This window comes from Chromobacterium sp. CCUG 30098, assembly GCF_059916605.1.
Window position 1 is genome coordinate 454,565 of sequence record NZ_JAUCGS010000001.1, and the last position, 25,207, is coordinate 479,771.

23 protein-coding genes are annotated in these 25,207 nt (G+C 61.6%); 21 read left to right on the forward strand and 2 right to left on the reverse strand.

What is annotated here, in order from left to right:
- The first annotated feature begins 2 nt into the window (after positions 1-2).
- The 18 genes from mnmG (at position 3) to QUG03_RS02295 (ending at position 18,957) form a co-directional block, all read left to right on the forward strand.
- On the forward strand, positions 3-1,898 hold the full coding sequence (gene mnmG / locus QUG03_RS02210) for a tRNA uridine-5-carboxymethylaminomethyl(34) synthesis enzyme MnmG (protein ID WP_227105522.1): 1,896 nt from the start codon (positions 3-5) through the stop codon (positions 1,896-1,898).
- Entirely contained in the window at positions 1,895-2,536 is a 642-nt protein-coding gene (gene rsmG, locus QUG03_RS02215) for a 16S rRNA (guanine(527)-N(7))-methyltransferase RsmG (protein WP_048410014.1), read from the forward strand. The genes mnmG and rsmG overlap by 4 nt, the downstream gene beginning before the upstream one ends.
- A complete protein-coding gene (locus QUG03_RS02220; RefSeq protein WP_107800958.1) occupies positions 2,533-3,324 on the forward strand; it encodes a ParA family protein in 792 nt (263 codons plus the stop codon). The genes rsmG and QUG03_RS02220 overlap by 4 nt, the downstream gene beginning before the upstream one ends.
- A gap of 5 nt (positions 3,325-3,329) precedes the next feature.
- Positions 3,330-4,187: a ParB/RepB/Spo0J family partition protein gene (locus QUG03_RS02225; protein ID WP_500819250.1), complete on the forward strand. Its 858-nt coding sequence runs from the start codon at positions 3,330-3,332 to the stop codon at positions 4,185-4,187.
- A gap of 90 nt (positions 4,188-4,277) precedes the next feature.
- Positions 4,278-4,640 carry an ATP synthase subunit I gene (locus QUG03_RS02230; protein WP_048413015.1) on the forward strand — a complete coding sequence of 121 codons (363 nt, stop codon included), beginning with the start codon at positions 4,278-4,280 and terminating at the stop codon, positions 4,638-4,640.
- An 11-nt stretch (positions 4,641-4,651) separates the two neighbouring features.
- The gene (gene atpB / locus QUG03_RS02235) at positions 4,652-5,464 is read left to right on the forward strand and encodes a F0F1 ATP synthase subunit A (protein WP_048413016.1); all 813 of its coding nucleotides are present in this window, start codon (positions 4,652-4,654) and stop codon (positions 5,462-5,464) included.
- A 77-nt stretch (positions 5,465-5,541) separates the two neighbouring features.
- Positions 5,542-5,829 carry a F0F1 ATP synthase subunit C gene (gene atpE, locus QUG03_RS02240; protein ID WP_019101091.1) on the forward strand — a complete coding sequence of 96 codons (288 nt, stop codon included), beginning with the start codon at positions 5,542-5,544 and terminating at the stop codon, positions 5,827-5,829.
- A 50-nt stretch (positions 5,830-5,879) separates the two neighbouring features.
- On the forward strand, positions 5,880-6,350 hold the full coding sequence (locus QUG03_RS02245; protein WP_048410019.1) for a F0F1 ATP synthase subunit B: 471 nt from the start codon (positions 5,880-5,882) through the stop codon (positions 6,348-6,350).
- 7 nt (positions 6,351-6,357) lie between these two features.
- Complete coding sequence (locus QUG03_RS02250; RefSeq protein ID WP_043589588.1) at positions 6,358-6,894, forward strand: F0F1 ATP synthase subunit delta; 537 nt, start codon at positions 6,358-6,360, stop codon at positions 6,892-6,894.
- An 8-nt stretch (positions 6,895-6,902) separates the two neighbouring features.
- A complete protein-coding gene (gene atpA / locus QUG03_RS02255) occupies positions 6,903-8,447 on the forward strand; it encodes a F0F1 ATP synthase subunit alpha (RefSeq protein ID WP_107800956.1) in 1,545 nt (514 codons plus the stop codon).
- A 43-nt stretch (positions 8,448-8,490) separates the two neighbouring features.
- On the forward strand, positions 8,491-9,357 hold the full coding sequence (atpG, locus tag QUG03_RS02260) for a F0F1 ATP synthase subunit gamma (RefSeq protein WP_048410022.1): 867 nt from the start codon (positions 8,491-8,493) through the stop codon (positions 9,355-9,357).
- 41 nt (positions 9,358-9,398) lie between these two features.
- Positions 9,399-10,796 carry a F0F1 ATP synthase subunit beta gene (gene atpD, locus QUG03_RS02265; RefSeq protein WP_019103741.1) on the forward strand — a complete coding sequence of 466 codons (1,398 nt, stop codon included), beginning with the start codon at positions 9,399-9,401 and terminating at the stop codon, positions 10,794-10,796.
- An 11-nt stretch (positions 10,797-10,807) separates the two neighbouring features.
- Complete coding sequence (locus QUG03_RS02270) at positions 10,808-11,230, forward strand: F0F1 ATP synthase subunit epsilon (RefSeq protein WP_019103740.1); 423 nt, start codon at positions 10,808-10,810, stop codon at positions 11,228-11,230.
- A gap of 75 nt (positions 11,231-11,305) precedes the next feature.
- Positions 11,306-12,673 (forward strand): bifunctional UDP-N-acetylglucosamine diphosphorylase/glucosamine-1-phosphate N-acetyltransferase GlmU, encoded by a 1,368-nt coding sequence (glmU, locus tag QUG03_RS02275; protein ID WP_500819251.1) that lies wholly within the window; start codon positions 11,306-11,308, stop codon positions 12,671-12,673.
- A gap of 174 nt (positions 12,674-12,847) precedes the next feature.
- Positions 12,848-13,639 (forward strand): DeoR/GlpR family DNA-binding transcription regulator, encoded by a 792-nt coding sequence (locus QUG03_RS02280; protein ID WP_227105517.1) that lies wholly within the window; start codon positions 12,848-12,850, stop codon positions 13,637-13,639.
- Positions 13,639-15,468, forward strand: coding sequence for a glutamine--fructose-6-phosphate transaminase (isomerizing) (glmS, locus tag QUG03_RS02285; RefSeq protein WP_279720431.1), 1,830 nt, complete (start codon positions 13,639-13,641; stop codon positions 15,466-15,468). The genes QUG03_RS02280 and glmS overlap by 1 nt, the downstream gene beginning before the upstream one ends.
- Before the next feature lie 2,011 nt (positions 15,469-17,479).
- The gene (locus QUG03_RS02290; protein WP_500819252.1) at positions 17,480-18,076 is read left to right on the forward strand and encodes an HD domain-containing protein; all 597 of its coding nucleotides are present in this window, start codon (positions 17,480-17,482) and stop codon (positions 18,074-18,076) included.
- Positions 18,077-18,432: 356 nt separating this feature from the next.
- The gene (locus QUG03_RS02295) at positions 18,433-18,957 is read left to right on the forward strand and encodes a hypothetical protein (protein ID WP_500819253.1); all 525 of its coding nucleotides are present in this window, start codon (positions 18,433-18,435) and stop codon (positions 18,955-18,957) included.
- Positions 18,958-19,146: 189 nt separating this feature from the next.
- Here the strand turns inward: QUG03_RS02295 and QUG03_RS02300 are convergent, their stop codons facing one another.
- On the reverse strand, positions 19,147-20,220 hold the full coding sequence (locus QUG03_RS02300; RefSeq protein ID WP_500819254.1) for a bifunctional transcriptional activator/DNA repair enzyme AdaA: 1,074 nt from the start codon (positions 20,218-20,220) through the stop codon (positions 19,147-19,149).
- Entirely contained in the window at positions 20,207-20,980 is a 774-nt protein-coding gene (locus tag QUG03_RS02305; protein ID WP_500819255.1) for an isocitrate lyase/PEP mutase family protein, read from the reverse strand. Before QUG03_RS02305 ends, QUG03_RS02300 begins: the two co-directional genes overlap by 14 nt.
- 227 nt (positions 20,981-21,207) lie before the next feature.
- Between QUG03_RS02305 and QUG03_RS02310 the strand changes: the two genes are divergently transcribed.
- The 3 genes from QUG03_RS02310 (at position 21,208) to QUG03_RS02320 (ending at position 25,163) form a co-directional block, all read left to right on the forward strand.
- Positions 21,208-21,840 (forward strand): common pilus major fimbrillin subunit EcpA, encoded by a 633-nt coding sequence (locus QUG03_RS02310; protein WP_500819256.1) that lies wholly within the window; start codon positions 21,208-21,210, stop codon positions 21,838-21,840.
- 64 nt (positions 21,841-21,904) lie between these two features.
- Entirely contained in the window at positions 21,905-22,600 is a 696-nt protein-coding gene (locus QUG03_RS02315) for an EcpB family pilus assembly chaperone (RefSeq protein WP_474454860.1), read from the forward strand.
- 73 nt (positions 22,601-22,673) lie between these two features.
- Entirely contained in the window at positions 22,674-25,163 is a 2,490-nt protein-coding gene (locus QUG03_RS02320) for a CS1-pili formation C-terminal domain-containing protein (protein ID WP_500819257.1), read from the forward strand.
- Positions 25,164-25,207: the final 44 nt, after the last annotated feature.

Below are 25,207 nucleotides of genomic sequence, written 5' to 3' on the forward strand. Positions count from 1 at the left end.
CCATGATTTATCCGACAAACTTCGACGTGATAGTGGTGGGCGGCGGCCATGCCGGCACCGAGGCCGCGCTGGCGGCCGCGCGCATGGGCTGCGACACCCTTCTTTTGACGCACAACATCGAGACCTTGGGTCAGATGTCGTGCAATCCGTCGATCGGCGGCATCGGCAAGGGCCATCTGGTCAAGGAAGTGGATGCCCTGGGCGGTGCGATGGCGCTGGCCACCGACATTGGCGGCATCCAGTTCCGCACCCTCAACGCCTCCAAGGGCCCGGCGGTGCGCGCCACCCGCGCGCAGGCCGACCGCATCCTGTACAAGGCGGCGATCCGCGAGATGCTGGAGAACCAGCCCAATCTGACGCTGTTCCAGCAGCCGGTGGACGATCTGCTGATAGAGGGCGACCGCGTCGCCGGGGCCATCACCGCCATCGGCATCACCTTCCGCGCCAAGACCGTGGTGTTGACCGCCGGCACCTTCCTGTCCGGCAAGATCCACGTCGGCATGGAAAACTACACCGGCGGCCGCGCCGGCGATCAGGCCGCGTCCACGCTGGGCGCGCGCTTGCGCGAACTGGCCCTGCCGGTGGGACGGCTGAAAACCGGCACGCCGCCGCGCATCGACGGCCGCAGCGTCGACTTCTCTGTGATGGAAGAGCAGCCGGGCGACACGCCGGAGCCGGTGTTCTCCTACCGCGGCAGCCGCGCGCTGCATCCCAAGCAGCTGCCGTGCTGGATCACCCACACCAATGAACGCACCCACGAGATCATCCGCTCCGGCTTCGACCGCAGCCCGATGTTCACCGGGGTGATAGAAGGCGTTGGCCCGCGTTACTGCCCGTCCATCGAAGACAAGATCAACCGCTTCGCCGACAAGGACAGCCACCAGGTCTTCCTGGAGCCGGAAGGCCTGACCACGCACGAGTTCTACCCTAACGGGATTTCCACCAGCCTGCCCTTCGACATCCAGCTGGCGGCGGTGCGTTCGATCCGCGGCATGGAAAACGCCCACATCCTGCGGCCCGGCTACGCGATCGAATACGATTACTTCGACCCGCGCGGCCTGAAGGCCTCGCTGGAGACCAAGGCGATCCAGGGCCTGTTCTTCGCCGGCCAGATCAACGGCACCACCGGCTATGAAGAAGCCGCCGCCCAAGGCCTGCTGGCCGGCATGAACGCCGCCCTGTTCGCCCGGGATCAGGCTAGCTGGTGTCCGCGCCGCGACGAGGCCTATCTGGGCGTATTGGTGGATGATCTGATCACCAAGGGCGTGGCCGAGCCTTACCGCATGTTCACCAGCCGCGCCGAATTCCGCCTGCAGTTGCGCGAAGACAACGCCGACCTGCGCCTGACCGAGATTGCCCGCCAACACGGCCTGATCGGCGATGCCCAATGGGACAGCTTCTGCCGCAAGCGCGACGCGGTGGAGGCGGAGAAGGCCCGCCTGAAGGCCACCTGGCTGCATCCGGCGCGCCTGAGCGACGCCGCCGCGCTGCAAGCGTTGCTGGGCAAGGCGATAGAGCGCGAATACAGCCTGTACGATTTGCTGAAGCGGCCCAATGTCGCCTACGCCGATTTGATGACGCTGCCGGAGGCCGGCGGCGCGGTGGCGGACGAGGCGGTTGCCGAGCAGGTGGAAATTCAGGTCAAATACCAAGGCTATATCAACCGCCAGAACGAAGAACTGGCGCGCCGCGACAACCTTGAAGACGTGCGCCTGCCGGCCGACATCGACTACGGTCTGGTCAAGGGCCTGTCCAAGGAAGTGCAGCAGAAACTGAACCAGCAACGCCCGGAAACCCTGGGGCAGGCTTCGCGCATCCAGGGTATTACCCCGGCGGCGGTTGCTCTTTTGATGGTCCACCTGAAACGCGGCTTTGCCGACGCAACGAAAACCGCATGACACATAACGCAGAACTACAACAAGGCCTGTCGCAGTTGAAACTGGAACTGAGCGACGCGCAAATCGATTTGCTGGACCGCTATCTGGCGCTGCTGGCCAAGTGGAACCAGACCTATAACCTGACCGCGGTGCGCGAGGAAAAGCGCATGGTCAGCTACCATCTGCTGGACAGCCTGAGCCTGGTGCCGCATCTGGACGGCGGCAGCCGTCTGCTGGACGTCGGCTCCGGCGGCGGCATGCCCGGCATTCCGGCGGCGATCGCTCGCCCGGATCTGCAAGTGGTGCTGCTGGATTCCAACCATAAGAAAACCACCTTCCTGCGTCAGGTGGTGGTGGAACTGGGCCTGCCCAATGTGCAGGTGATGACCGAGCGGGTGGAGGCCTACCAGCCGGAACAGAAGTTCGACCGCATCACCAGCCGGGCGTTTTCCGAGCTGGCCGAGTTCGTCAAGCTGACCCGCCACCTGCTGGCGGATCACGGTCAATATGTAGCAATGAAGGGTGTCTATCCTTACGAGGAAATCGCCTTGTTGCCGCAGGGTACGGTGGTTTCCGAAGTATTGCCGGTGACAGTGCCGGGCCTGGATGCCGAACGGCATCTGGTGAGAATGCGCCTGGAAGGGGTGGGTGCGCAATGAATTCAAGGGTGATCGCGGTCGCCAACCAGAAGGGCGGGGTCGGCAAGACCACGACTGTGGTGAATCTGGCGGCGGGCCTGGCCGACTTGGGCCGGCGCGTGCTGATTGTCGATCTCGACCCGCAGGGCAATGCCACCATGGGTAGCGGCATCGCCAAGCAATCCCTGAAACTGTCCGGCTACGACGTGCTGCTGGGCGAGGCGTCGATCGAAGACGCGCGCCAGCCGGCGAAGGAGGGCGGTTACGACGTGCTGCCCGCCAACCGCGATCTGGGCGGCGCGGAGCTGGAGCTGGTCAACGAGCTGGCGCGCGAGGCGCGGCTGAAGAACGCGCTGCAGGCGGTGGAGGAGCAGTACGACTACGTGCTGATAGACTGCCCGCCCTCGCTGAATCTGCTGACCCTGAACGGGCTGGTGGCGGCGCACAGCGTGCTGATCCCGATGGTGTGCGAATACTACGCGCTGGAAGGCCTGTCCGATCTGGTGGCGACCTTGCGCAAGGTGCGGGTGGCGGTGAATCCCAAGATCGAGATCATGGGCCTGCTGCGCACCATGTTCGACGCGCGCAATAATTTGTCGCAGCAGGTGTCCGAGCAACTGGCCCGCCATTTCGGCGCCAAGGTGTTCGACACCGTGATACCGCGCAATGTGCGGCTGGCGGAAGCGCCCAGCCACGGCTTGCCCGGCCTGGTCTACGATCGCGCCTCGCGCGGCGCGCAAGCCTATCTTGCGCTGGCGCAAGAGCTGGCGGACAGGCTAGAGCCCGCAACCACAACCCCCTCCGTCTAAGCGATATGGCCAAATTAAAAGGATTGGGGCGCGGCCTGGACGCGCTCCTGTCCACTGCCGAGACAGTGGACGACAGATTGACTTCCCTTCCCATCGACAGCATCCGTCCCGGCAAATACCAGCCGCGCAGCTTCATGGACGAGGGCGCGCTGGACGAATTGGCCGCGTCCATTCGCTCCCAGGGCGTGATTCAGCCGCTGGTGGTGCGCGAAATCGGCTTTGGCGATTACGAACTGATCGCCGGCGAGCGGCGCTGGCGCGCCTCGCGCAAGGCCGGCTTGTCCGAAGTGCCCGCGGTGATCAAGAGCGTGCCGGACGAAGCGGCGCTGGCGATGGCGCTGATCGAAAACATTCAGCGCCAGGAACTGGACCCCATCGAGGAGGCCCAGGGCCTCAAGCGCCTGATCGACGAGTTCGGCTTGACCCACGAGGCCGCCGCCGACGCGGTGGGCCGTTCGCGCAGCGCGGTCAGCAATCTATTGCGCCTGCTGGCCCTGCCGGAGCCGGTGCAGACCATGCTGCATCAGGGGCGGCTGGAGATGGGTCATGCGCGCGCCTTGCTGGCGCTGCCGGTGGTTGAGCAGCTGGATCTGGCGCAGGAGGTGGGCGAGAAAGGCCTGTCCGTGCGCGAGGTGGAGCGCAGGGTACAGCAGAAAGCTGTGGAAAAAACCACAGTTGCACCGCAGCAAAAACAGACAGACCCGGACGTGAGCCGGCTGGCGGAACAGGTGTCGGAACGCATAGGCGCGCGCGTCAGCATCCGTCACGCAAACCGCGGCAACGGCAGGCTGGTCATAGAATATGCAACGCTGGACGAGCTGGAAGGCTTGCTGGAAAAGCTGCAGAAAACTTCAAGCAAATGAGACTGTTGCAACGCAGCATGTCAATGACAGGCAAGTTGACGCAAATCAAGCGTGAAGCCTATAATTCGGCGGTTTTTTTGCTGGGTAAACATGGTTAATCCAGAAGTTAAGCGTATACTGCGCCTGCAGTGCACCCTGGTGGGGGTCGCGCTGCTGATCGGAATGGTTGCAGGGGGAGGAAACCTGGCCGTTCCGGTTTCTGTCTTGCTTGGCGGATTGTCGGCCTTGGTGCCGGCTCTGGTGTACGCCAGAATCGCCTACGCCAAGCGCCATGTCGCTCCCGCGGAACTGATGAAAGCGCATTTCAGGGCAGAGGCCGTCAAATACGTCCTCACCATCCTGATATTTGGTGCGACTTTGGTATTTTTCAAGGATTTATCGATAGTCGGTCTTTTTGGCGGATTTTTTGCCGCCGTATCCGGCTACTGGTTCGGGCTTTTAATCAAAAATTGAGAAAATGAGCGATGGCAAGCAACGCAACTGACTACATCAAGCACCACCTCACCTTCTGGAATTCGGATCCTTCCGCCGGCTTCTGGAGCCTGCACCTTGATACCTTCTCCATTTCGCTGGTTCTCGCCTTCATCTTCGCCGGCGTGTTCGCTGTCGTGGCGCGCAAGGCCAAGCTGGAGAATCCGGGCCGGCTGCAGCTGTTTGTGGAAAGCATCGTGGAGATGGTGGACAAGCAGGTGCGCGACGTATTCCACGGCCAGAGCAAGGTGATCGCTCCGCTGGCGCTGACCATTTTCTGCTGGATCTTCCTGATGAACTTCATGGACCTGCTGCCGGTGGATCTGCTGCCGACGCTGGCCCAGTGGGTGGGTTACACCTTCTTCGGCGCCGAGCCGCATCATGTTTACTTCCGCGTCGTGCCGTCCGCCGACGTGAACGCCACCTTCGCGATGTCCTTGTCCGTGATGTTCTGCATCATCGGCTTCTCCATCAGCGCCAAGGGCGTGGGCGGTTACACCAAAGAACTGTTCACCGCGCCTTTCCACGCGGAAGGCACCGTGGGCAAGATCCTGCTGGCTCCGGCCAACTTCCTGTTGCAGATGGTGGAACTGCTGGCCAAGCCGATTTCGCTGTCCCTGCGTTTGTTCGGCAATATGTACGCCGGCGAAATGATCTTCATCCTGATCGCGCTGCTGCCCTGGGGCCTGCAATGGCTGCTGGGCGCGCCGTGGGCGATCTTCCACATCCTGATCATCACCCTGCAGGCCTTCGTGTTCATGATGCTGACCATCGTGTACCTGAGCCTGGCGGTGGAAGCGCACTAATACCGGTTTCTTTGTTTTACCTTTGTTTTTTTAGCTTTTTTACCAACCATCCTTGATTAAGTCTTAGGAGATACACAATGGAAGCACTCGTTTCTCAGATCCAGTCCATGACCGTACTGGCCGCTGCCCTGATCATTGGCCTGGGCGCCATCGGTACTGCTCTGGGTTTTGCCATCCTGGGTGGCAAATTCCTCGAGTCCTCCGCCCGTCAACCGGAAATGATCCCGGTTCTGCAAACCAAACTGTTCATTCTGGCCGGTCTGCTTGACGCCATCTCCATGATCGGTGTTGGTATCGCCATGCTGTACACCTTCAATAACCCGTTCCTGTCCGCCGCTCTGGCCGCTCTGAAAGCCGGCGCTTAATTTTTAAGCGGAATTGGTTGTTGCAGTAATACTACTGGAGGAAAACAAGCGTGGAATTCAACGTAACACTACTGGGCCAGGCGATCACGTTCGCCATCCTGGTATGGTTCACCATGAAGTTTGTTTGGCCTCCGCTTACCAACATGATGGATGAGCGCGCCAAGCGCATCGCAGACGGCCTGGCCGCCGGCGAGCGTGGCAAGCAAGATCTGGAAGCCGCTGAAAAGCGCGTTGCGGACGAACTCCGCAAGGCCAAACAGCAAGCGACCGAAATCGTGATGGCCGCTGAAAAGCGCGCCAGCCAGATCGTGGACGAAGCCAAGGATGCCGCACGCGTTGAAGGCGCGCGCATTGTGGCCGACGCCAAGTCTGAGATCGATCAGGAAGTCCTGCGCGCCAAGGAAACCCTGCGCGCGCAAGTGGCCGACCTGGCGGTTGCGGGCGCAGAGAAGATCCTGCGCAAAGAGATCGACTCGGCCAAGCACGCTGATCTGCTTGCCTCCATCAAAGCGGAGTTTTAATTAACTCATGGCAGAACTCATTACCGTAGCTAGGCCCTATGCCGAAGCGGTATACAGCCTCGCCACCGAGCAGCACGCCACCCAGCAATGGTCGGAATCGCTGTCGTGGCTGGCTGCCATGGTGAAGAACCCGGATTTGGAAGCCGTCATCACCAATCCGAAACATACCGCACAAGAGCTTGAGGCGCTGATGCTGGATGTTCTGGGCGCGCGCGGCAACGAAGACGTAAAACGTTTTCTGGCCGCGCTGATCGAGAACAACCGTTTGACGCTGCTGCCGCAAATCGCCGAACAGTTTGAAGTGTTCAAGGCGCAAGCGGAAGGCGTTGTGGATGCCGTGGTGGAAACGGCGTTTGCAATGAACGATGCACAGCAAGCCGAACTGACCGACACGCTTTCCAAGAAGTACGGCAAATCCGTACGGATTGATGTGCGTGACAACCCTGACCTGATCGGCGGGGTTCGTGTGTTGGTAGGCGACGATGTCATCGACGCTTCCGTGCGCGGCAAACTGCAAGCCATGGCAGTAAGCCTCAAGAATTAGGAGAGATCATGCAGTTGAACCCCTCTGAAATCAGCGATCTGATCAAGGCGAAGATTCAGAACCTGGCCGAAGGCGCAGAAACCCGTACCAAAGGTACCGTGATTTCCGTGACCGACGGCATCGTTCGTATCCATGGCCTGGCAGACGTGATGCAGGGTGAAATGCTCGAATTCCCGGGCAACACCTTCGGCCTCGCGATGAACCTGGAGCGCGACTCTGTCGGCGCCGTGGTTCTGGGCGAGTACGAGCACATCTCGGAAGGCGACGAAGTTACTTGTACCGGTCGCATTCTGGAAGTTCCGGTAGGTCCGGAACTGGTTGGCCGCGTGGTCAACGCCCTGGGTCAGCCGATCGACGGCAAGGGCCCGGTTAACGCCAAGCTGTCCAGCCCGATCGAAAAGATCGCGCCGGGCGTGATTGCGCGTCAATCGGTATCCCAGCCGATGCAGACCGGCCTGAAGGCCATCGACTCGATGGTTCCGGTTGGCCGCGGTCAGCGCGAGCTGATCATCGGCGACCGCCAGACCGGCAAGACCGCGGTGGCGCTGGATGCGATCATCAACCAAAAAGGCACCGGCGTAGTGTGCATCTACGTGGCGATTGGCCAAAAGGCCTCCTCCATCGCCAACGTGGTGCGCAAGCTGGAAGAACACGGCGCGCTGGGCCACACCATCGTGGTGGCCGCGACCGCTTCCGAAGCCGCCGCGCTGCAGTTCATCGCCCCGTACTCCGGCTGCGCGATGGGCGAATACTTCCGCGACATCGGCGAAGACGCGCTGATCGTGTACGACGACTTGTCCAAGCAAGCCGTCGCCTACCGTCAGATTTCGCTGCTGCTGCGCCGTCCGCCGGGCCGCGAAGCCTACCCCGGCGACGTGTTCTATCTGCACTCCCGTCTGCTGGAACGCGCTTCCCGCATCAATGAAGACGAAGTGGCCAAGCTGACCAACGGCGAAGTGAAAGGCAAGACCGGTTCCCTGACCGCGCTGCCCATCATCGAAACCCAGGCCGGCGACGTTTCCGCCTTCGTGCCGACCAACGTGATCTCGATCACCGACGGTCAGATCTTCCTGGAAACCGACCTCTTCAACGCAGGCATCCGCCCGGCCATCAACGCCGGTATCTCGGTATCCCGCGTTGGCGGCGCCGCGCAGACCAAGGTGATCAAGAAGCTGGGCGGCGGTATCCGTCTGGCCCTGGCCCAGTACCGTGAATTGGCTGCGTTCTCGCAGTTCGCTTCCGATCTGGACGAGGCTACCCGCAAGCAACTGCAACACGGCGAAGTGGTGACCGAGCTGATGAAGCAGAAGCAGTTCCTGCCGCTGGCCACCGCCGAAATGGCGTTGACCCTGTGGGCGGTGAACAAGGGCAGCTACGAAGACGTTCCGGTGAAGAAAGCCCTGGCTTTCGAAGCGGCGTTCCTCGCCTATGTGCGCGCGAACCACCACGACGTGTTGGCCGCGGTGAACGCTTCCGGCGATCTGTCCGGCGACAACGAGAAAATCCTGGCCAAGGCGATGGAATCGTTCAAGGCTGGCTTCAGCTACAACTGAGTCTTTTCGGTTAACGCAAACAGTTACTAGGAAAGGTTCAGGAATGGCAGTCGGCAAAGAGATTCTCACCAAGATCCGAAGCGTGCAAAACACGCAGAAGATCACTCGCGCAATGCAAATGGTGGCGACCTCCAAGATGCGCAAAACGCAAGAGCGTATGCGCGCTGCCCGTCCTTACGCCGAGAAGGTGCGCACAGTCATGGCGCACCTTGCTCAGGCGAACACGGATCTTGAGCACCCGCTGTTGCAAAGCCGCGACGTAGTCAAACGCGCCGGCATCATCCTGATGACCTCCGACAAGGGCCTGTGCGGCGGCTTGAACGTGAACACGCTCAAGCGCTTCTTTGCCCAAGTCAAGGATCTGCAGGACCAGGGCATCGAAGTGGATGTCTGCTGCCTGGGCCAGAAAGGCCTGGCGGCATGCCAGCGCGCGCGCCTCAACGTTGTGGCCAGCGCAACCCAGCTCGGCGATGTGCCGAAGATGGAAAAACTGATTGGCCCGCTTACGGTGCTGTTCAAGCAGTACGCCGAAGGCGAACTGGACGCGCTCTACATCGTTTACTCCCGTTTCATCAATACGATGAAGCAGGAGCCGGCGACTGAACAGCTGCTGCCGTTGACCTCGGAACACATGGTGGTGGAGCACTCGCACTCGTGGGATTACCTGTACGAGCCGAGCGCCCTTGCCGTGATGGAGTTCCTGGTCAAACGCTATATCGAGTCGGTTGTGTTCGAGGCGATGGCCGAGAACATGGCCTCCGAGCAAGCTGCCCGCATGGTGGCGATGAAATCCGCCACGGACAACGCCGGTAACACGATCAAGCAACTGCGACTTGTGTACAACAAGGCGCGTCAAGCGGCGATCACTACCGAATTGTCTGAAATCGTGGCAGGCGCCGCAGCGGTGTAAGCCGTCGCAGACTGAAAAAGTTTAATGTTTAGGAACCGATAATGAGCCAAGGTAAAATCGTACAAATCATTGGCGCGGTGATCGACGTGGAGTTTCCGCGCGACGCCATGCCAAAGGTTTATGATGCCCTGAAGCTGGTTGATGCCGACCTGACGCTCGAAGTCCAGCAGCAGCTGGGCGACGGCGTAGCGCGCACCATCGCCATGGGCAGCTCTGACGGCCTGAAGCGTGGCATGAGCGTAGTCAACACCGGCGCACCGATCTCGGTGCCGGTGGGCAGCGCCACCCTGGGCCGCATCATGGATGTCTTGGGCAACCCGGTGGACGAAGCCGGCGCGGTAGCGACCGATGTTCGCCGCGCCATCCACCAGCCCGCTCCGAAGTTCGACGAACTGTCCCCCGCCACCGACCTGCTGGAAACCGGCATCAAGGTGATCGACCTGCTGTGCCCGTTCGCCAAAGGCGGCAAAGTGGGCCTGTTCGGCGGCGCCGGCGTGGGCAAGACCGTGAACATGATGGAACTGATCAACAACATCGCCAAGGCACACTCCGGTTTGTCCGTGTTTGCCGGCGTTGGTGAGCGCACTCGTGAAGGTAACGACTTCTATCACGAGATGAAGGACTCCAACGTACTGGACAAAGTGGCGATGGTGTACGGCCAGATGAACGAGCCGCCGGGCAACCGTCTGCGCGTGGCCCTGACCGGTCTGACCATGGCCGAGCACTTCCGCGACGAGAAAGACGAAAGCGGCAAAGGCCGCGACGTGCTGTTCTTCGTGGACAACATCTACCGTTACACCCTGGCCGGTACCGAAGTATCCGCTCTGCTGGGCCGTATGCCTTCCGCCGTGGGCTATCAGCCGACGCTGGCGGAAGAAATGGGCCGCCTGCAAGAGCGCATTACCTCGACCCGCGATGGCTCGATCACCTCCATCCAGGCCGTATACGTGCCTGCGGATGACTTGACCGACCCGTCCCCGGCGACCACCTTCGCCCACTTGGACGCCACCGTGGTTCTGTCGCGCGACATCGCTTCGCTGGGTATCTACCCGGCGGTGGATCCGCTCGACTCCACCTCGCGTCAGCTGGATCCGCTGGTGGTAGGCGACGAGCACTACACGGTAGCCCGTGGCGTGCAGTCCACGCTGCAGCGTTACAAGGAACTGCGCGACATCATCGCGATTCTGGGTATGGACGAACTGTCCGAGGAAGACAAACTGGTCGTGGCTCGCGCCCGTAAGATCCAGCGCTTCCTGTCCCAGCCGTTCCACGTGGCTGAAGTATTTACCGGCTCGCCGGGCAAATACGTGCCGCTGCGCGAAACCATCAAGGGTTTCAAGGCCATTCTCGCTGGCGAGTACGACCATCTGCCGGAACAAGCGTTCTACATGGTTGGCTCCATTGAAGAAGCTGCCGAGAAAGCCAAGACCCTTAACTAAGGAGAGGGCTGATGTCCAAGATGCGTGTGGAAGTGGTCAGCACCGAGCAAATGATCTTCTCCGGCGAAGCTGAGTTCGTGGTTGCGCCGGCTACCGAAGGCGAGATCGGTGTGTATCCCCAACACGTGCCGCTCCTGACCCGTATCAAGCCCGGCGTGCTGCGTCTGAAAGTGCCGGGCAGCAGCGAAGAAGTACTGGTGGCAGTGTCTGGCGGCATGATGGAAGTGCAGCCCAGCCTGATCACCGTGCTGGCCGATACGGCGATTCGCGGCGAGGATCTCGACGAGGCCCGCGCCAATGAGGCAAAACGCGCTGCGGAGGATTCTCTCAAGCGCGCCACCGACGACCTCTCCACCGCGAAGGCGCACGCTGCTCTGGCAGTGGCCATCGCGGAGTTGAAGGCGCTGGATTTCCTCAAGAAGCGCGCCCACTGATAAGAGATGTAATCGTGTATAGTAGGCTGCCACGCAAGTGGCAGCCTTTTTCCGTTTTCGAGTCGTGAAAAAACCATGGACAGTCTCAGCATCGTCATTCTCGCTGCCGGCAAGGGCAAGCGCATGTACTCCTCCAAACCCAAGGTATTGCACCCCATAGGCGGCGAGCCGATGCTGGCGCGGGTGATCCGCACCGCGCGCGCCTTGAAGCCTGCGCGTCTGATCGTGGTGTACGGCCACGGCGGCGAACAGGTGCGGGCGGCCATCCCGGACGCGGACCTGATCTGGGCCGAGCAGGCCGAGCAGCTGGGCACCGGCCACGCGCTGAAGATGGCCCTGCCGCACCTGCCGAAGGACGGCAAGACCATGGTGTTGTACGGCGATGTGCCGCTGACCAAGGCGGACACGCTGCATCGTTTGTCCGACGCCGCCGGCGCCGGCATGGCGGTGCTGACCGACGTGCTGGACGACGCCAGCGGCTACGGCCGCATGGTGCGCGGCGCGGACGGCAAGCTCCAAGCCATCGTCGAGCACAAGGACTGTACGCCGGCGCAACTGGCGATCCGTGAAATCAACACCGGCATGATGGCCCTGCCCAATGCGCGGCTGGCCGGCTGGCTTGCCGCGCTCAACAACGGCAACGCCCAGGGCGAATACTATCTGACCGACGTGCTGGCCCTGGCGGTGGCGGACGGCGTGAGCGTGGACAGCGCCAGCGTGGACGCCAGCTGGGAAGCCGCCGGCGTCAACAACAAGGTGCAGCTGGCCGAGCTGGAGCGCATCCTGCAGCGCAACCAGGCGCAAGCCTTGCTGGAAGCCGGCGTCACGCTGGCGGACCCGGCGCGCATCGACATCCGCGGCGAACTTAGCCACGGCATGGACGTGAGCATAGACGTGGGCTGCGTGTTCGAAGGCGTGGTGGAGCTGGGCGAGCAAGTGGACATCGGCGCGCACTGCGTGCTGAAAAACGTCAAAGTGGCCGCCGGCACCAAGATCGCCCCGTTCTCGCATCTGGAAGACGCGGTGGTGGGCGAGGGATGCCGGATCGGGCCTTACGCCCGGCTGCGCCCCGGCGCGAAACTGGCCGGCCACGTGCATATCGGCAACTTCGTCGAAGTGAAGAAGAGCACGATAGGCGAAGGCTCCAAGGTCAACCACCTGAGCTATATTGGCGACGCCGAGATCGGCGGCAAGGTGAATGTGGGCGCCGGCTCGGTGACCTGCAATTACGACGGCATCAACAAATTCAAGACCGTGATCGGCGACAACGTCTTCGTCGGCTCCGGCACCCTGATGGTGGCGCCGGTGACGCTGGAATCCTACAGCACCATAGGCGCCGGCTCGGTGATCAGCCGGACCGCGCCGGCCGGCGAACTGACGGTGGCGCGCGCGCGCCAGGTCACGGTGCCGGGCTGGAAGCGGCCGCAGAAAAAAACCGACTGATTCCCTTCCATCGCCATGCGGCGTCCATTCTCCTGATTTGGAGGATGGGCGCCGTTTTTCATGGCGGCATTCTTGCGACAACCCCTTGCCGCGGCGCGACGCTTCCGCGGCCGGCGCTTGTCAAAGCCGAAGCGGCGCTGCTATGATCGCGAAACTTTCGAAACGAAACATAAAATGACCAAGCGAAACACTCAGCAACGCCGTCACGCCATCGCCGCCCTGGTGCAGGAACGCGGCGAGGTCAGCGTGGACGAGCTGACCAAGCGCTTTTCCACCTCCGAAGTGACCATACGCAAAGACCTGGCCCTGCTGGAAACCGGCGGCCTGCTGCTGCGCCGCTACGGCGGCGCGGTGTCCTTGCCGTCGGAGATGGTGGTTGAGGAAGACGCGGAACAGGTTTCAAAACGAAAGATCGCCATCGCCCGCGCCGCCGCCGAGCGGCTGCGCGACCACAACCGCGTGATCATAGACAGCGGCACCACCACCAGCGCGATGATCCCGCTGCTGGGCAATAAGCGCGGCCTGGTGGTGATGACCAACTCCCTGAACGTGGCCGGCGCGCTGCGCGAGCTGGAGAACGAGCCGACGCTGCTGATGACCGGCGGCACCTGGGACCCGCATTCCGAATCCTTCCAGGGCCAGGTGGCGGAACAGGTGCTGCGTTCCTATGATTTCGATCAGCTGTTCATCGGCGCGGACGGCATCGACCTGGAGCGCGGCACCACCACCTTCAACGAACTGGTGGGCTTGTCGCGCGTAATGGCCGAAGTGGCGCGCGAAGTCATCGTGATGGTGGAGTCGGAAAAGATAGGCCGGCGCATCCCCAATCTGGAATTGCCGTGGGAGCGCATTCATACCCTGGTGACCGACGACGCCTTGTCGGCGGAGGCCAGAACCCAAATTCAGGCGAAGGGCATTGCGCTGATCTGCGCGTCCTCGCCTGCTGATAGTCCAAGGAGAAAGTAATGTGCGGCATTGTCGGCGCCATCGCGGCGCGTAATGTGGTTCCGGTATTGGTGGACGGCCTGAAGCGGCTGGAATACCGCGGCTACGACTCCGCCGGCGTGGCGGTCTTGGCCGGCGACGCCATCCGTCGCGTGCGCCGCGTCGGCCGCGTTGCGGAGATGGAAAACGCCGCGGCGGAAGAAAGCCTGCAAGGTCAGGTGGGCATCGGCCACACCCGCTGGGCCACCCATGGCGGCGTCACCGAACCCAACGCCCATCCGCACGTATCCTTCGGCAAGATCGCCGTGGTGCACAACGGCATCATCGAAAACCACGAAGAGCAGCGCGAACGCTTGAAAGGCCTGGGCTACGCCTTCGAATCCCAGACCGACACCGAAGTCATCGCTCACCTGGTGCATCACTACTACCAAGCCGGCGACAGCCTGTTCGACGCGGTCAAGCGCGCCAGCCGCGAGCTGACCGGTGCTTACGCCATCGGCGTGATCGCGGTGGACCGCCCGGACGAACTGGTGTGCGCGCGCATGGGCTGCCCGCTGCTGGTGGGCCTGGGCGACGGCGAGAACTTCATCGCCTCCGACGTTTCCGCCATCGTGTCCGCCACCCGCCGCGTGATCTTCCTGGAAGAGGGCGACATCGGCCGGCTGACCCGCGACGGCGTGGAACTGCTGGACAAGGACGACCAGCCGGCGCAACGCCCGGTGCATGTGTCCGACGTGTCGCTGGCCTCGCTGGAACTGGGCCCGTACAGCCACTTCATGCAGAAGGAAATCCACGAACAGCCGAAGGCGCTGTCCGACACCATAGACGCGGTGCAGGACTACGGCTTCAATCCCGAGCTGTTCGGCGAGCGCGCCGGCGAAGTGCTGCCGCAGCTGGAAGGCGTCAAAATCCTGGCCTGCGGCACCAGCTACTACGCCGGCCTGACCGCCAAATACTGGATCGAAACCATCGCCGGCGTGCAGTGCGACGTGGAAATCGCCAGCGAATACCGCTACCGCAGCGCCTGGGCCAACCCCAATTACCTGGTGACCACCATCTCCCAATCCGGCGAGACGCTGGACACCATGGAAGCGCTGAAATACGCCAAGGAACTAGGCCACCGCTACGCGCTGTCTATCTGCAATGTGCGCGAATCCGCGATTCCGCGCGCCAGCGAACTGGTGTTCTTCACCCGCGCCGGCGCCGAAATCGGCGTGGCCTCCACCAAGGCCTTCACCACCCAGCTGGTGGGCCTGTTCGCGCTGGCCGTGACCCTGGGCAAGATGCGTGGCAAGGTCAGCGCCGCCGACGAGGCGCGCTACCTGGACGAACTGCGCCACCTGCCGGGCAGCGTGCAGCACGCGTTGAACCTGGAGCCGCAGATCAAGGCCTGGGCCGACAAGTTCGCCGCCAAGGACAATGCGCTGTTCCTGGGCCGCGGCCTGCATTTCCCCATCGCGCTGGAAGGCGCGCTCAAGCTGAAGGAAATCTCCTACATCCACGCCGAAGCCTACCCGGCCGGCGAGCTCAAGCACGGCCCGCTGGCGCTGGTGGACGAGGACATGCCGGTGGTGGTGATCGCCCCCAACGACACGCTGCTGGAAAAGGTGAAATCCAATATGCAGGAAGTGCGCGCGCGCGGCGGCGAGCTGTTCGTGTTCGCAGACCTGGACAGCCATTTCAGCGAATCCGACGGCGTGCACGTGATCCGCACCCCGCGCCATGTCGGCGTGCTCAGCCCGGTGGTGCACGCCATCCCGGTGCAGATGCTGGCCTACCACGTGGCGCTGGCGCGCGGCACCGACGTCGACAAGCCGCGCAACCTGGCCAAGAGCGTGACGGTGGAGTGAGGTTTGCGGCTGGTGTTCGAGCAGTAAGAATAAAGTCAGTCACGACGATGACCTGATCTGCTTGTTGCTAGTTGAGTGAAACGAAGAGGCCCGGTAGGGCCTCTTTGCGTTTGAGATTGCTTGGTTTGACGGTGTGCAAGGGTAAGGGGGTCTCGTCGGTCAAAGCAGAACTTCATACTCCACGAGGCCTTGCTCGTCATACTCCGGAAAGTAGCCTTAACTTGTCGTTCACTGGACTTTGGGCGTCCAGTTAAGAGATACAAGAAGCCATCAGCAGACCGGTACGTAAGCCGTAATACCTGTTCAATATTTGAAAACAGGCCTCACCCTTGCCGCTGGCGAATCGACTCCAGCTTGCCTTGAAGAGACTGAACTTTTGGCAATGGATTGTCGGGTGTAAACAAGAGATGAAGATATTGGCCACGATCTAGAGCAATCAGAGCCTTCAAAAAGGTATCAAGATGTCCGAGACCATGTGTTTCTAGTCTTTTATAGGTTCTTAAAGCTATCCCAGCTCTTGTGGCAAACGCTACTTGGGACTCTTTGCGAAGTGTCCGCGCTCGCCGAATCTTGGATGCGAGATAAACACGTAACTCGGCATGCGAGGCAAACCTAAGGTACTGATTTTCTTGTTCCGGGGTCATTTATCCACAAGATAGGCCATATTTGGCACTATTGTATGGAGATTGTGGGTAACTATGTTGGCCTTTCTTGCGAACTGGGCATCTAGGCGCTAGGATTTGTATTGATCGCAGAAATTAAATCAATATGTTGTGTTGTTTCTGTGTGACAAAGTGCAAAACCAAAGGCCGACTCAACGTCGGCCTCTGGTGGTTCCTCGGTCGCCCTTGGGACGAGTCTTTCAGAACGCTTTGGTTGGGACCTGCAGCGTACCTCTGGTTAAGGCTTCCTCGCAAGGTGTAGCGAAGGATGGCACATCTCTACGATGTAATTCTTGGATGAGGGCTCTGCCCATGAGCAATACCAAAACGACCGGCAACAAAGCTGCCACTGCAGCATCTAAAACCCTGCAAAGCACTTCTACAGGTAATAACTCCCGCACTGCGGCTGGAAGCGCTCTTTCTCAAACGAAGGCTCCTCGTAAGCAGACCTCGGCCTCTGCAGCAACAGCCGCCTCTCAAGTACTTCGGGATGGCAGAACTAGCGCGGCCTCCAAGTCTGCGGCTGGCAGCGCGCTTGCCCAAGCAAAGGGGAAAGGTAAATGAAAGTCAGTCTTGCACATTTGAGAGAGAGATCGACATCTGGCGGATGGATCGATTTCGCCGTATTTGATGCAAAATCTACGAGCGGCGACAACAATACCCTACTATACCAGCTGACTATCGCCGCTAGGAACGCAGGGCTCAAGGTGGACCAGTCTGCTTTGGCCTATCAAGTGAATGGTAGGGTCCAGTTCTATGGAGACCGAAATCTTGTCGATTATCTGTCGAGAAGCGGAGTGTCACACTGGACGCATACTATTGATGTCTAACGATTAGTAGAGATGCGTCCCTAACTAAAATTAGGGGGCTATGCCTCTGCTATGATGAGCCTCCCTAGTGAGGCTCATTTCTATTATGAGTGTTCGCAACGAGCGAACGGCGGTCTAGTTTGCCCCGTACTAGCTGGGTATGAAGATAAGGCAGCTTAAAAGTTGATCGCTGCCGATGCCACGGTGAGTGGCTGATGGCTGCGAAAGTTGACTTGCTGCCTTCCCTTCAGGAGCAGAGGTATGTCGTCGGCTATTGAAGGCATTCGTTGGGTCGAATGTAGGTACACCGGTTTTTAGACCATCAAACGCTGTCTTGGCAGACTAGCAACACCCCTTGCACAGGCACTATCCCGAGCGGACCTACTGAGGTGCGATTGGAATGGAATGTTTCTAGGCAGGCAACCTGTTATCCAAGATTGTTGAGCTAAGGAATAATTGCATAGGCGACACAGGAGTCAGACGAGGACCACAGCTATAATCCCCCTCCGTAGCGAAACAGATCTGAATGCGGGATAAGCGATGCAAGTATCGGCCTTGGAACGGCAACTGAATTTTCTGAGAGAGATAGACCGCTTGAAGTCGGTGCTGCGGCAATCGCCGTTGCTGGACCAGAGCCGCCGGGAGAACTCGGCCGAGCATTCCTGGCATCTGGCGATGTACGCCTTGCTGCTGGGCGATTACGCCTGCGGTCCGGTCAACACCGAGCGGGTGATCAAGATGCTGCTGCTGCACGACGTGGTGGAGGTGGATGCCGGCGATTTCCCCATTCACGGCCAGGCCGCGCCAGGGGCGCAGGCGGAAGTAGAGGCGAGGGCGGTGGAGCGTTTGTTTGGCTTGCTGCCGCCGGAGCAGGGCGCTGAGCTGCTGGCCTTGTGGCGGGAGTTCGAACTCGCGGAAAGCGCGGACGCCTGTTTCGCCAAGGCGCTGGACCGCTTCCAGCCTTTGCTGATCAATGTCTTCACCGGCGGCGGGACTTGGACGCAGAACGATGTTTCGCTGGAGCAGGTGCTGTCCCGTTACGGCCCGGTGATCCAGAAAGGCGCGCCGCAGCTTTGGCTTGTGTGCGAGCAGTGGGTGCGCCGGCATTTTGCGAAGCAACCTGAACAGCCAATTTAACGCCATTCCTAGCCCAAGCGCTGGCTTGAATCCGCCCCGCGCTGCGTGCCAGGCGCGGCTATTCCGGTCTGGCCGGATGCCGCTGGCTTGACGCTCTCCCGCTGCTCCCCAACAATAGCCCCCGCGCCGCAGCAATCGCGGCGCTCGGGATTGGTCTCCTGATAATGAATGCTTGTCGCGGATGCGCTGTTTCCACAGCGTATCCGTTGCCATTGCTTTGCCTATCCGGGCGGGCCGTGGCAAGTGGCGTCCTTATGGGCGCACCGGCTTGTGCAAGCATTCACCGGTAGACCAACTCTTGTCATGTGCCCGCCCTGCCGCTTTGCGGCATGGCCCTTCTGCTCAGGAGGTTGCAAATGGTAAAGCTTGTCCGTCCGGTGCTAGGCATCGAACTTTCTCCGTCCGCTACTGAAACCCAAGACATCCGTCTGGACTCCGTGTCCCCACTCCCGCCGCTAGGTCCACGCTCGCGCTACCGCTTTGCCGGCCCCCACGCCAAAGACCTCAGCCTGCCCTTCATCCGCCGCGTTGAAGGCCGCACCTATCCGCATTACTGGCAGCCTGCCGAAGCCAAGGATGAGTTCGAGGCCTGCGCCTTGGGCCGCCAGTACGCCGCCCACCTGGCGCAGATGCTGAAGCTCAACCGCCAGCACTCGGCGCGCGGGCTGTTGTTTCGCATTGCCAGCGACATGGATTTTCGCGACCGCGGCCACCGCCGCAGCATGTGCAAAAGTTTCTTCAACTATCTGGAGATACTGCTGAACTTGGGGGCGCAACAGGTCGACCTGGCGCAACACGTGGAGGCGGTGCAACGCTTCCATCTCAGCCTGGACGAGTTGGAAACCTTGCAGCGGAAGCCACGGCGGAAGAAGAGGAGCTAAGCCGGGGAGGGGCAGCCGGCCCGGTAGGGCTGGCTGTTGGAAGCGGCTTAGGGTCCGCCGCGCGGCGGCGGGATGGATAGAAAGGGGCGTTGAAAACGAGCTCAACATGCTCATGTACCACTCGTACATTCCGCCTTCTCAGCCGCTTTCGCTTTGTCTCGCCCTTGCTTGCGAGGCTTTGAACAGGCTCTAAGCCTCCAGCCGGAAGGTCGACTCCGAGGCCGGACCGCGTTCGTGTTCCAGTAGCCATTGCTTGCGCGCCAGGCCGCCGCCGTAACCGGTCAGCGCGCCATCCTTGCCCAGCACGCGGTGGCAGGGAACGATGATGGCGATGCGGTTGGCGCCGTTGGCGGCGGCCACCGCGCGCACCGCGCTGGGCCGGCCTATCCGTTCCGCCAGGCTCTGATAGCTGTGGGTGCTGCCGTAATCCAGCGTCCGCAGGCTTTGCCAGACGCTGCGCTGGAATGCGCTGCCCGGCGTTTCCAGCGCCACGTCGAACTGTTGCCGGCTACCGGCGAAGTATTCGCCTATTTCCCGCTCTACCTGCCGGGTGTGCTCGTTCTCCCCGGCGATGATCCGCGCCTTGAGCAGGCGCTGCAGGTCTTTGAACTCGGTTTCCAGTATGCGCCGGTCGGCGAACTCCAGCAGACAGATGCCCTGTTCCGTCGCGCAGGCCAGCATCGGCCCCAGCGGCGTGGTGAAGCGGTGCAGCAGAATGAGGCGCGCAGGGTCGCTGGGGGCGCTGCCGGTCAGTTTCTTGTAGGTGTAGGCAAAGCCGCTGAGCGAGTCGTAGCCGCTGTCGAATGCAACCTGGGTGGCGCTGCGGCCCCCCTTCAGCTCCTGCAGCGCGGCATTGATCCGCAGCATGCGCTGGAAAGCGTGGAAGCTCATGCCGTGATGCTGGAGAAACCAGCGGCGCAGCGGTTCCGGGCGGATGCCGTTTTGCCTGAGCCAGCCGTCCGTGATCCGGCTTTGGGGATCGGCGCGCAGCCAGGCCATGACTTGGGCCACCGCCGGCGGCGCCGCGTGCGCGTTTTCGGTGGGCCGGCAGATTTTGCAAGGGCGGAAGCCCGCGTCCAGCGCCGATTTGAAGCTGGAGTGAAACTCGACGTTCTCCCGTTTCGGCTTGCGCGCGCGGCAGCTGGCGATGCAGAACACGCCGGTGGTGCGGACGCCGACGAAGAAAATACCGTTGTATTCCTCGGCGCGCTCCAGCAGCGCCCGGTAATAGCCGTCGGCCTGGGCCGTGTCAGTGATCAGCATGGGTGAAGACAGCCTGGAAGGATTGTTGGGTGCGGATATTTTGCAGCATGTTCCGCAAGTTCCGCTGCAATTGCTCGTGGACGGCATTGCCCATGGAGATCCGTTTGACGCCCAGCCGCGCCAGAGCGGCGAAGTCCGGCAAGGCCGGCATGCACATCACATTCAAGGGCAGCGGCACCGCCTCGGCAATGGCGCGAATGTCTTCTTCCTGAACCACGCCAGGCACGAACAGCCCGTCCGCGCCGCGCTCGGCGTACAAGCGCCCGCGGGCGATGGCCTGTGTCCGCGCGTCGGGCGCGCCCAGCAGGAAGATATCGGTGCGGATGTTGAGAAACAGCGCGGCGCCCGCTTGTGTCATGCCGGCGCGCACCGCGGCCAGCGTGGCGGCGAAGTCCTCCGCGGGCAGCAGGCGGCGCTGGCCTTGCCGCACCACGCTGTCTTCCAGATTGACGCCGGCCACGCCAAGCGCGGCCAAGTCGAGCAGGTTGGCGACGATGCGGGCGGGACTGTCGCCGTAGCCGGCCTCCATGTCCACGCTCAGCGGCAGCCGGGAGGCGGCGCGCAGCCGGACGATCAGTTGTCGCAGTTCGTCGAAGCCGACGCCTTCTCCGTCCTCGCAGCCCAGCATGGCGGCGATTGCCGCGCTTGAGGTGCCGATGGCGGCATAGCCGGCCTGTTCGGCGAGGCGGGCGCTGTCGGCGTCCCAGACATTGGCCATCAACAGCGGCTCGGCTTGATGGTGCAGGGCGGTGAAGTCCATGGATGTCTCCGGTTTGAAAGCGCACAGCTTAGGGTTTGGCTAGCGGCGGCGACAACCGAAAAACCGACGAGTATTTTGGCGATGGCGAGGATGAAAAGGCCGCAATGCGTGATTTGAGAGTGCTCTCATAGAATTTGACTGGCGGCTTTTTGATAATGACAGGCCAGATACAGCTGTTGGCTGTATTTACAGCTTTTATTTTCTGAATTGCCATTGAAAGCGAAATTATGAATAAAGTCGTGCTGCCTGCTTTGCTGGCTGCGGTATTCAGCGTCGGCGCCCATGCCGCCGACGCCATTCCCGGTTCCACTCGCGCTTCCGCCGAATGGGACGTGACCGCGGATAAGGATAGCTCGCACGCTATCGAAATCACCGCTAAAAAACCGAATGTGCATTTTGTGTACAGCCCGATTTCCAAAACCATCGAATCCAAGAATCTGGATTTCGATATCCGCATGCTGAATTCGGATGAATACACCATCAGCGGCTATAAGGTGAAAGCCTCCTCGGTGCAGCATCAGCTGAGCCATACCGCCTCCATCGGGAAAATGGATTTTGATCTCAGCGTGACCGACCACACCGGCAAACAGGTGAAACTGAGCGCGGAGCCGCAGGACCTGAACGGCCTGTCCGGTTTTGGCGAGTTCGCGAAAGTGGCGGCCATGGCCGGCGAGAATAGCGGCACTTCGCAATTGAAAGCGGAGTTCATTAGCGGCAAGGACGCCAACGGCGCCATCGTGACCGAGGCCTCCAAACTCAGCGATGGCCAGTATGTCGGCAAATTCGATCTGATTCTGGATGCCTCCTGGCAGAAAACCGTAAAAGGCGAAGACGAAAGCAGCCAAGTTTCCATTCGCTGATTTCAAATGGTAGCGCCAATAAAAGGGAGCCTGGCTCCCTTTTTATTTTGAGGAGTTCTGGTTTATGCCATGGTGGTTGAATTTTTGCGCTGCGCTCTATTTGCTATTGCCGGCCTTGGCCGGAGCGATTCAGGTTTCCGACATGACGTCGGCGATTCCATCCAATAAGGGGGAGGTCGCGATTCATGTCAGAAACACCGAGCAGCGAGCGTCCTTGTTGTCGGTCAGCGTGACGCAGGTGGATTCGCCGTATGAGGGCGCGCGCGAGGTGAAGGCCGATGGCGCCAGCCTGCAATTCACCCCGGCGCGGGTATTGCTGGCGGCGGGGCAGGATCAGGCGGTGCGCTTCATTTACAACGGCCCCAAGGATGAGCGGGAGCGCTATTACAAGGTGACCTGGAAAAACGCCTTGCTGGGTTTGGCGGATGAGAGCGCGGATTCCGAGAAAAGCGGCGATGTCGAGTTTTTGACCGGCATCAGAACCAATTTGCTGGTGTTCCCGAAACAGCAGCGTTTCGCTTACGCCTATCGCCGCGGCCATCTGGAAAACCGGGGCAATGTGTCGTTTCAGGCTATCGCCTACGGGCCGTGCCGGGAAAAGCGGCTGGGCGAGGTGTGCAAGGAGCGTTATTGGATTGGTCCGGGCTATGCGGTGAATTTCAAGACGATAGACAGCAGCCAGGACCAGGACAAGGTGATGTTGCAACGGGATGGGAAGTTCTTTGACGCGGAAAAAGACGCGGCGCATGGCAAGGCATGACGGCGGCGATGGGGGCCAGGCGTTTGGGTGGCGCGGAATGAGGCGCGCGCGGCGCAGCGGTCTTAAAAACGGGATGGTTTTTTTAAGTGCGCTGCTGTTGGCGGAGACGGCGCTGGCCGCTGTGGCGGATGCCGAGCGGCGGCCGCTGGCGCAGCAAGTGCAGTTAAACAAGCTTGCCTTGTCGACGGAGATCAAGGAGCTGTTGCGCCAAGGCGTGTCCATGCCGCTGGTGGCGCGCTCGGCGCTGCAAGCCTCGGACGAGGGAATGGTGTCGGCGACGCTGACGGTGAGGCTGCAGGCCGACGGTTCGATGCGGCTGGACAAGGTCAAACCGCTGCTGGCCAACAACAAGAGCGTGTTGAGCCCGGCCGCGCTGCAGGCCTTGCGGCAGGCGACGGGGCGGACGTTTGGGCTGGACGGCGCGCTGAGCCTGGGCGCCCACGAGCGTCTGCAATTGGACGCGCTGGCGATGCGGGTGGATCTGTTTCTCGATCCGGAGGGCTTCGCCGTCGATAGCGCCCATCAGCGGGAATCCGTGCTGCGGGCTCCGTCGTCTGGAGGCTTGTCCAGCGTGCTGAAGTACGCGTTCAACGGTTATAGCTCGCGCAATCAGGGCCGCGGCCATTCCTCCGGCTATCTCACTTTCGACGACACCACGTCCTTGGGCGTTGATCATCTCAATGTCATGGGTTCCGCCTATCTCGACGATGCGGCGGCGGATCAGTCCGTGACGCTGGACCGCGTCATGTATGAGCGCGATATCGACGGCAAACGGCTGGCGCTGGGCATGGTGGACGGTTGGAATCTGCAGAGCCTGGGCAATGTGTCCACGCTGAACGGCAGCCGGATGTACGGTTTTTCCTACGGCAACGTCAGCCAGACGCTGAAGCTGGACGCCAGCCAGTCCTTGAATCCCATCGACGTCTATCTGCCGGCCACCGGCGAGGTGCGGCTCAAGCGCGAGGGCCGCTTGTTGAGCACGCAGCGGCTGGGCATGGGCAATCATAGGCTGGACACCTCGGCCTTGCAGGCCGGCGTTTACGACGTGGAAGTCGAGGTGCTGGTGGCCGGCCAGGTGCAGAGCCGCCGCCTGTATCGGATCAACAAGCCGGTGGGCGGCTCCAGCCTGCGCGACGGCCTGAACTGGCAGCTGTGGGGCGGCGCCGGCGAGGCGATGTCCCGCTACGGCGGCCCGGGCGCGCCGGCGGACGAGGGCGGGGCTTACCGTCCCTTGTTCGGCTTGTCGGCGGGCGGGCTCTGGCGTCAGCTGGACTGGAATCTGACCCTGTATCAAAACGACAAGACCACGGTGCAGGAAGGCTACGCCTCCTGGCAGCTGTCCGACGCGGTCCGCGCCAGCCTGCAAAACCTGCTGGCCAGCGACGGCACCCGGCGCCGGGCGGGCACGCTCAATCTGTCCTTGCCCCATGGCATTGGCAGCCTGTGGCTGACCAGCGAGCGCGGCGACAAGGGCCGGCGGCTGAATTTCTACGCCCGGGATTACGATTCCGTCGGGGCCAATGTCAATCTGCACGGCTGGGGCGTGGACGCCGGCTCGCTCAATCTCAGTTACGACCGGGACCGGGGCAGCGGCTACCAATACATGCGCGCCGATTATTCGCGGCAGATGTACAACGGCAAATGGGGCGGCGCCCAGTTGCAGCTCGGCACCAGCCGCAATCTCAACGGCAAGGCCGCCGATCAACAGTATTACGCGATGCTGACCTTCAACCTCGCCATCGACGGCAATTTCAGCGTGGGCATGTCGCACCGGGACGGCGGCGACACCCTGGACCTGTCGGCCAGCAAATCGTTTGAAAACAGCGTGATCGACGATGTGGGCGTCAATGCCAGCATCAGCCGCGAGGAGGCCGAGGGCCGGTCTTCCAGTTTCGGCGCCTACGCCGGCTTCAACGGCCGTTACGGCCAGGGCAATGTTGCCGTGGATGCCGACGGGGACAGCCGCAGCGCCAGCGTCAATCTGCAGGGCGGCCTGGCCTGGGGCGGCGGCGCCATCGCCGCCGGCGGCGGGCAGGAGGAGGCCGGCGTCGTCGTCGACGTGCCAGAGACCCCGGACGGCGCGCTGGAGGCGGTGTTGAACGAGCAGGCTTACAGCTTGCGCCAGGGCCGCAATTGGATCGCGGTGCCGGCGTACAACACTTACCACTTCTATGTGCGCGACGCGGAAAGCGGCAAGGCCAGCTACGAGGTGTCCGATACCGACCACGAATACACGCTCTACCCGGGCAATGTGGTGCGGGTGACGCCCAAGGTCAAACAGATGGTGACGGTGTTCGGTCAGCTGACCAGCGCCGACGGCGCCCCGCTGCGCCATGTCATGGTGCGCAACCACATTGGCCAGGCCCAGACCGACGAACTGGGCAACTTCGCCATCGACGTGGACCAGCGTCATCCGGAGGTCAGCGTCGAGCCCGACGCGGCGGAGCGCTTCCGGGTCCAGCTGGATCTGGCGGACGCCGGCGCCACGGCCTGGCTAGGCAAGATCGTTTACGGCCGGGACGCGAGCCGGGTCTATGCGCCGCTGCGCGACGACGAAGGCTGAACCGGCATGCGCAATCCCCTCATCACCCCCTCCCAGCAGGACAG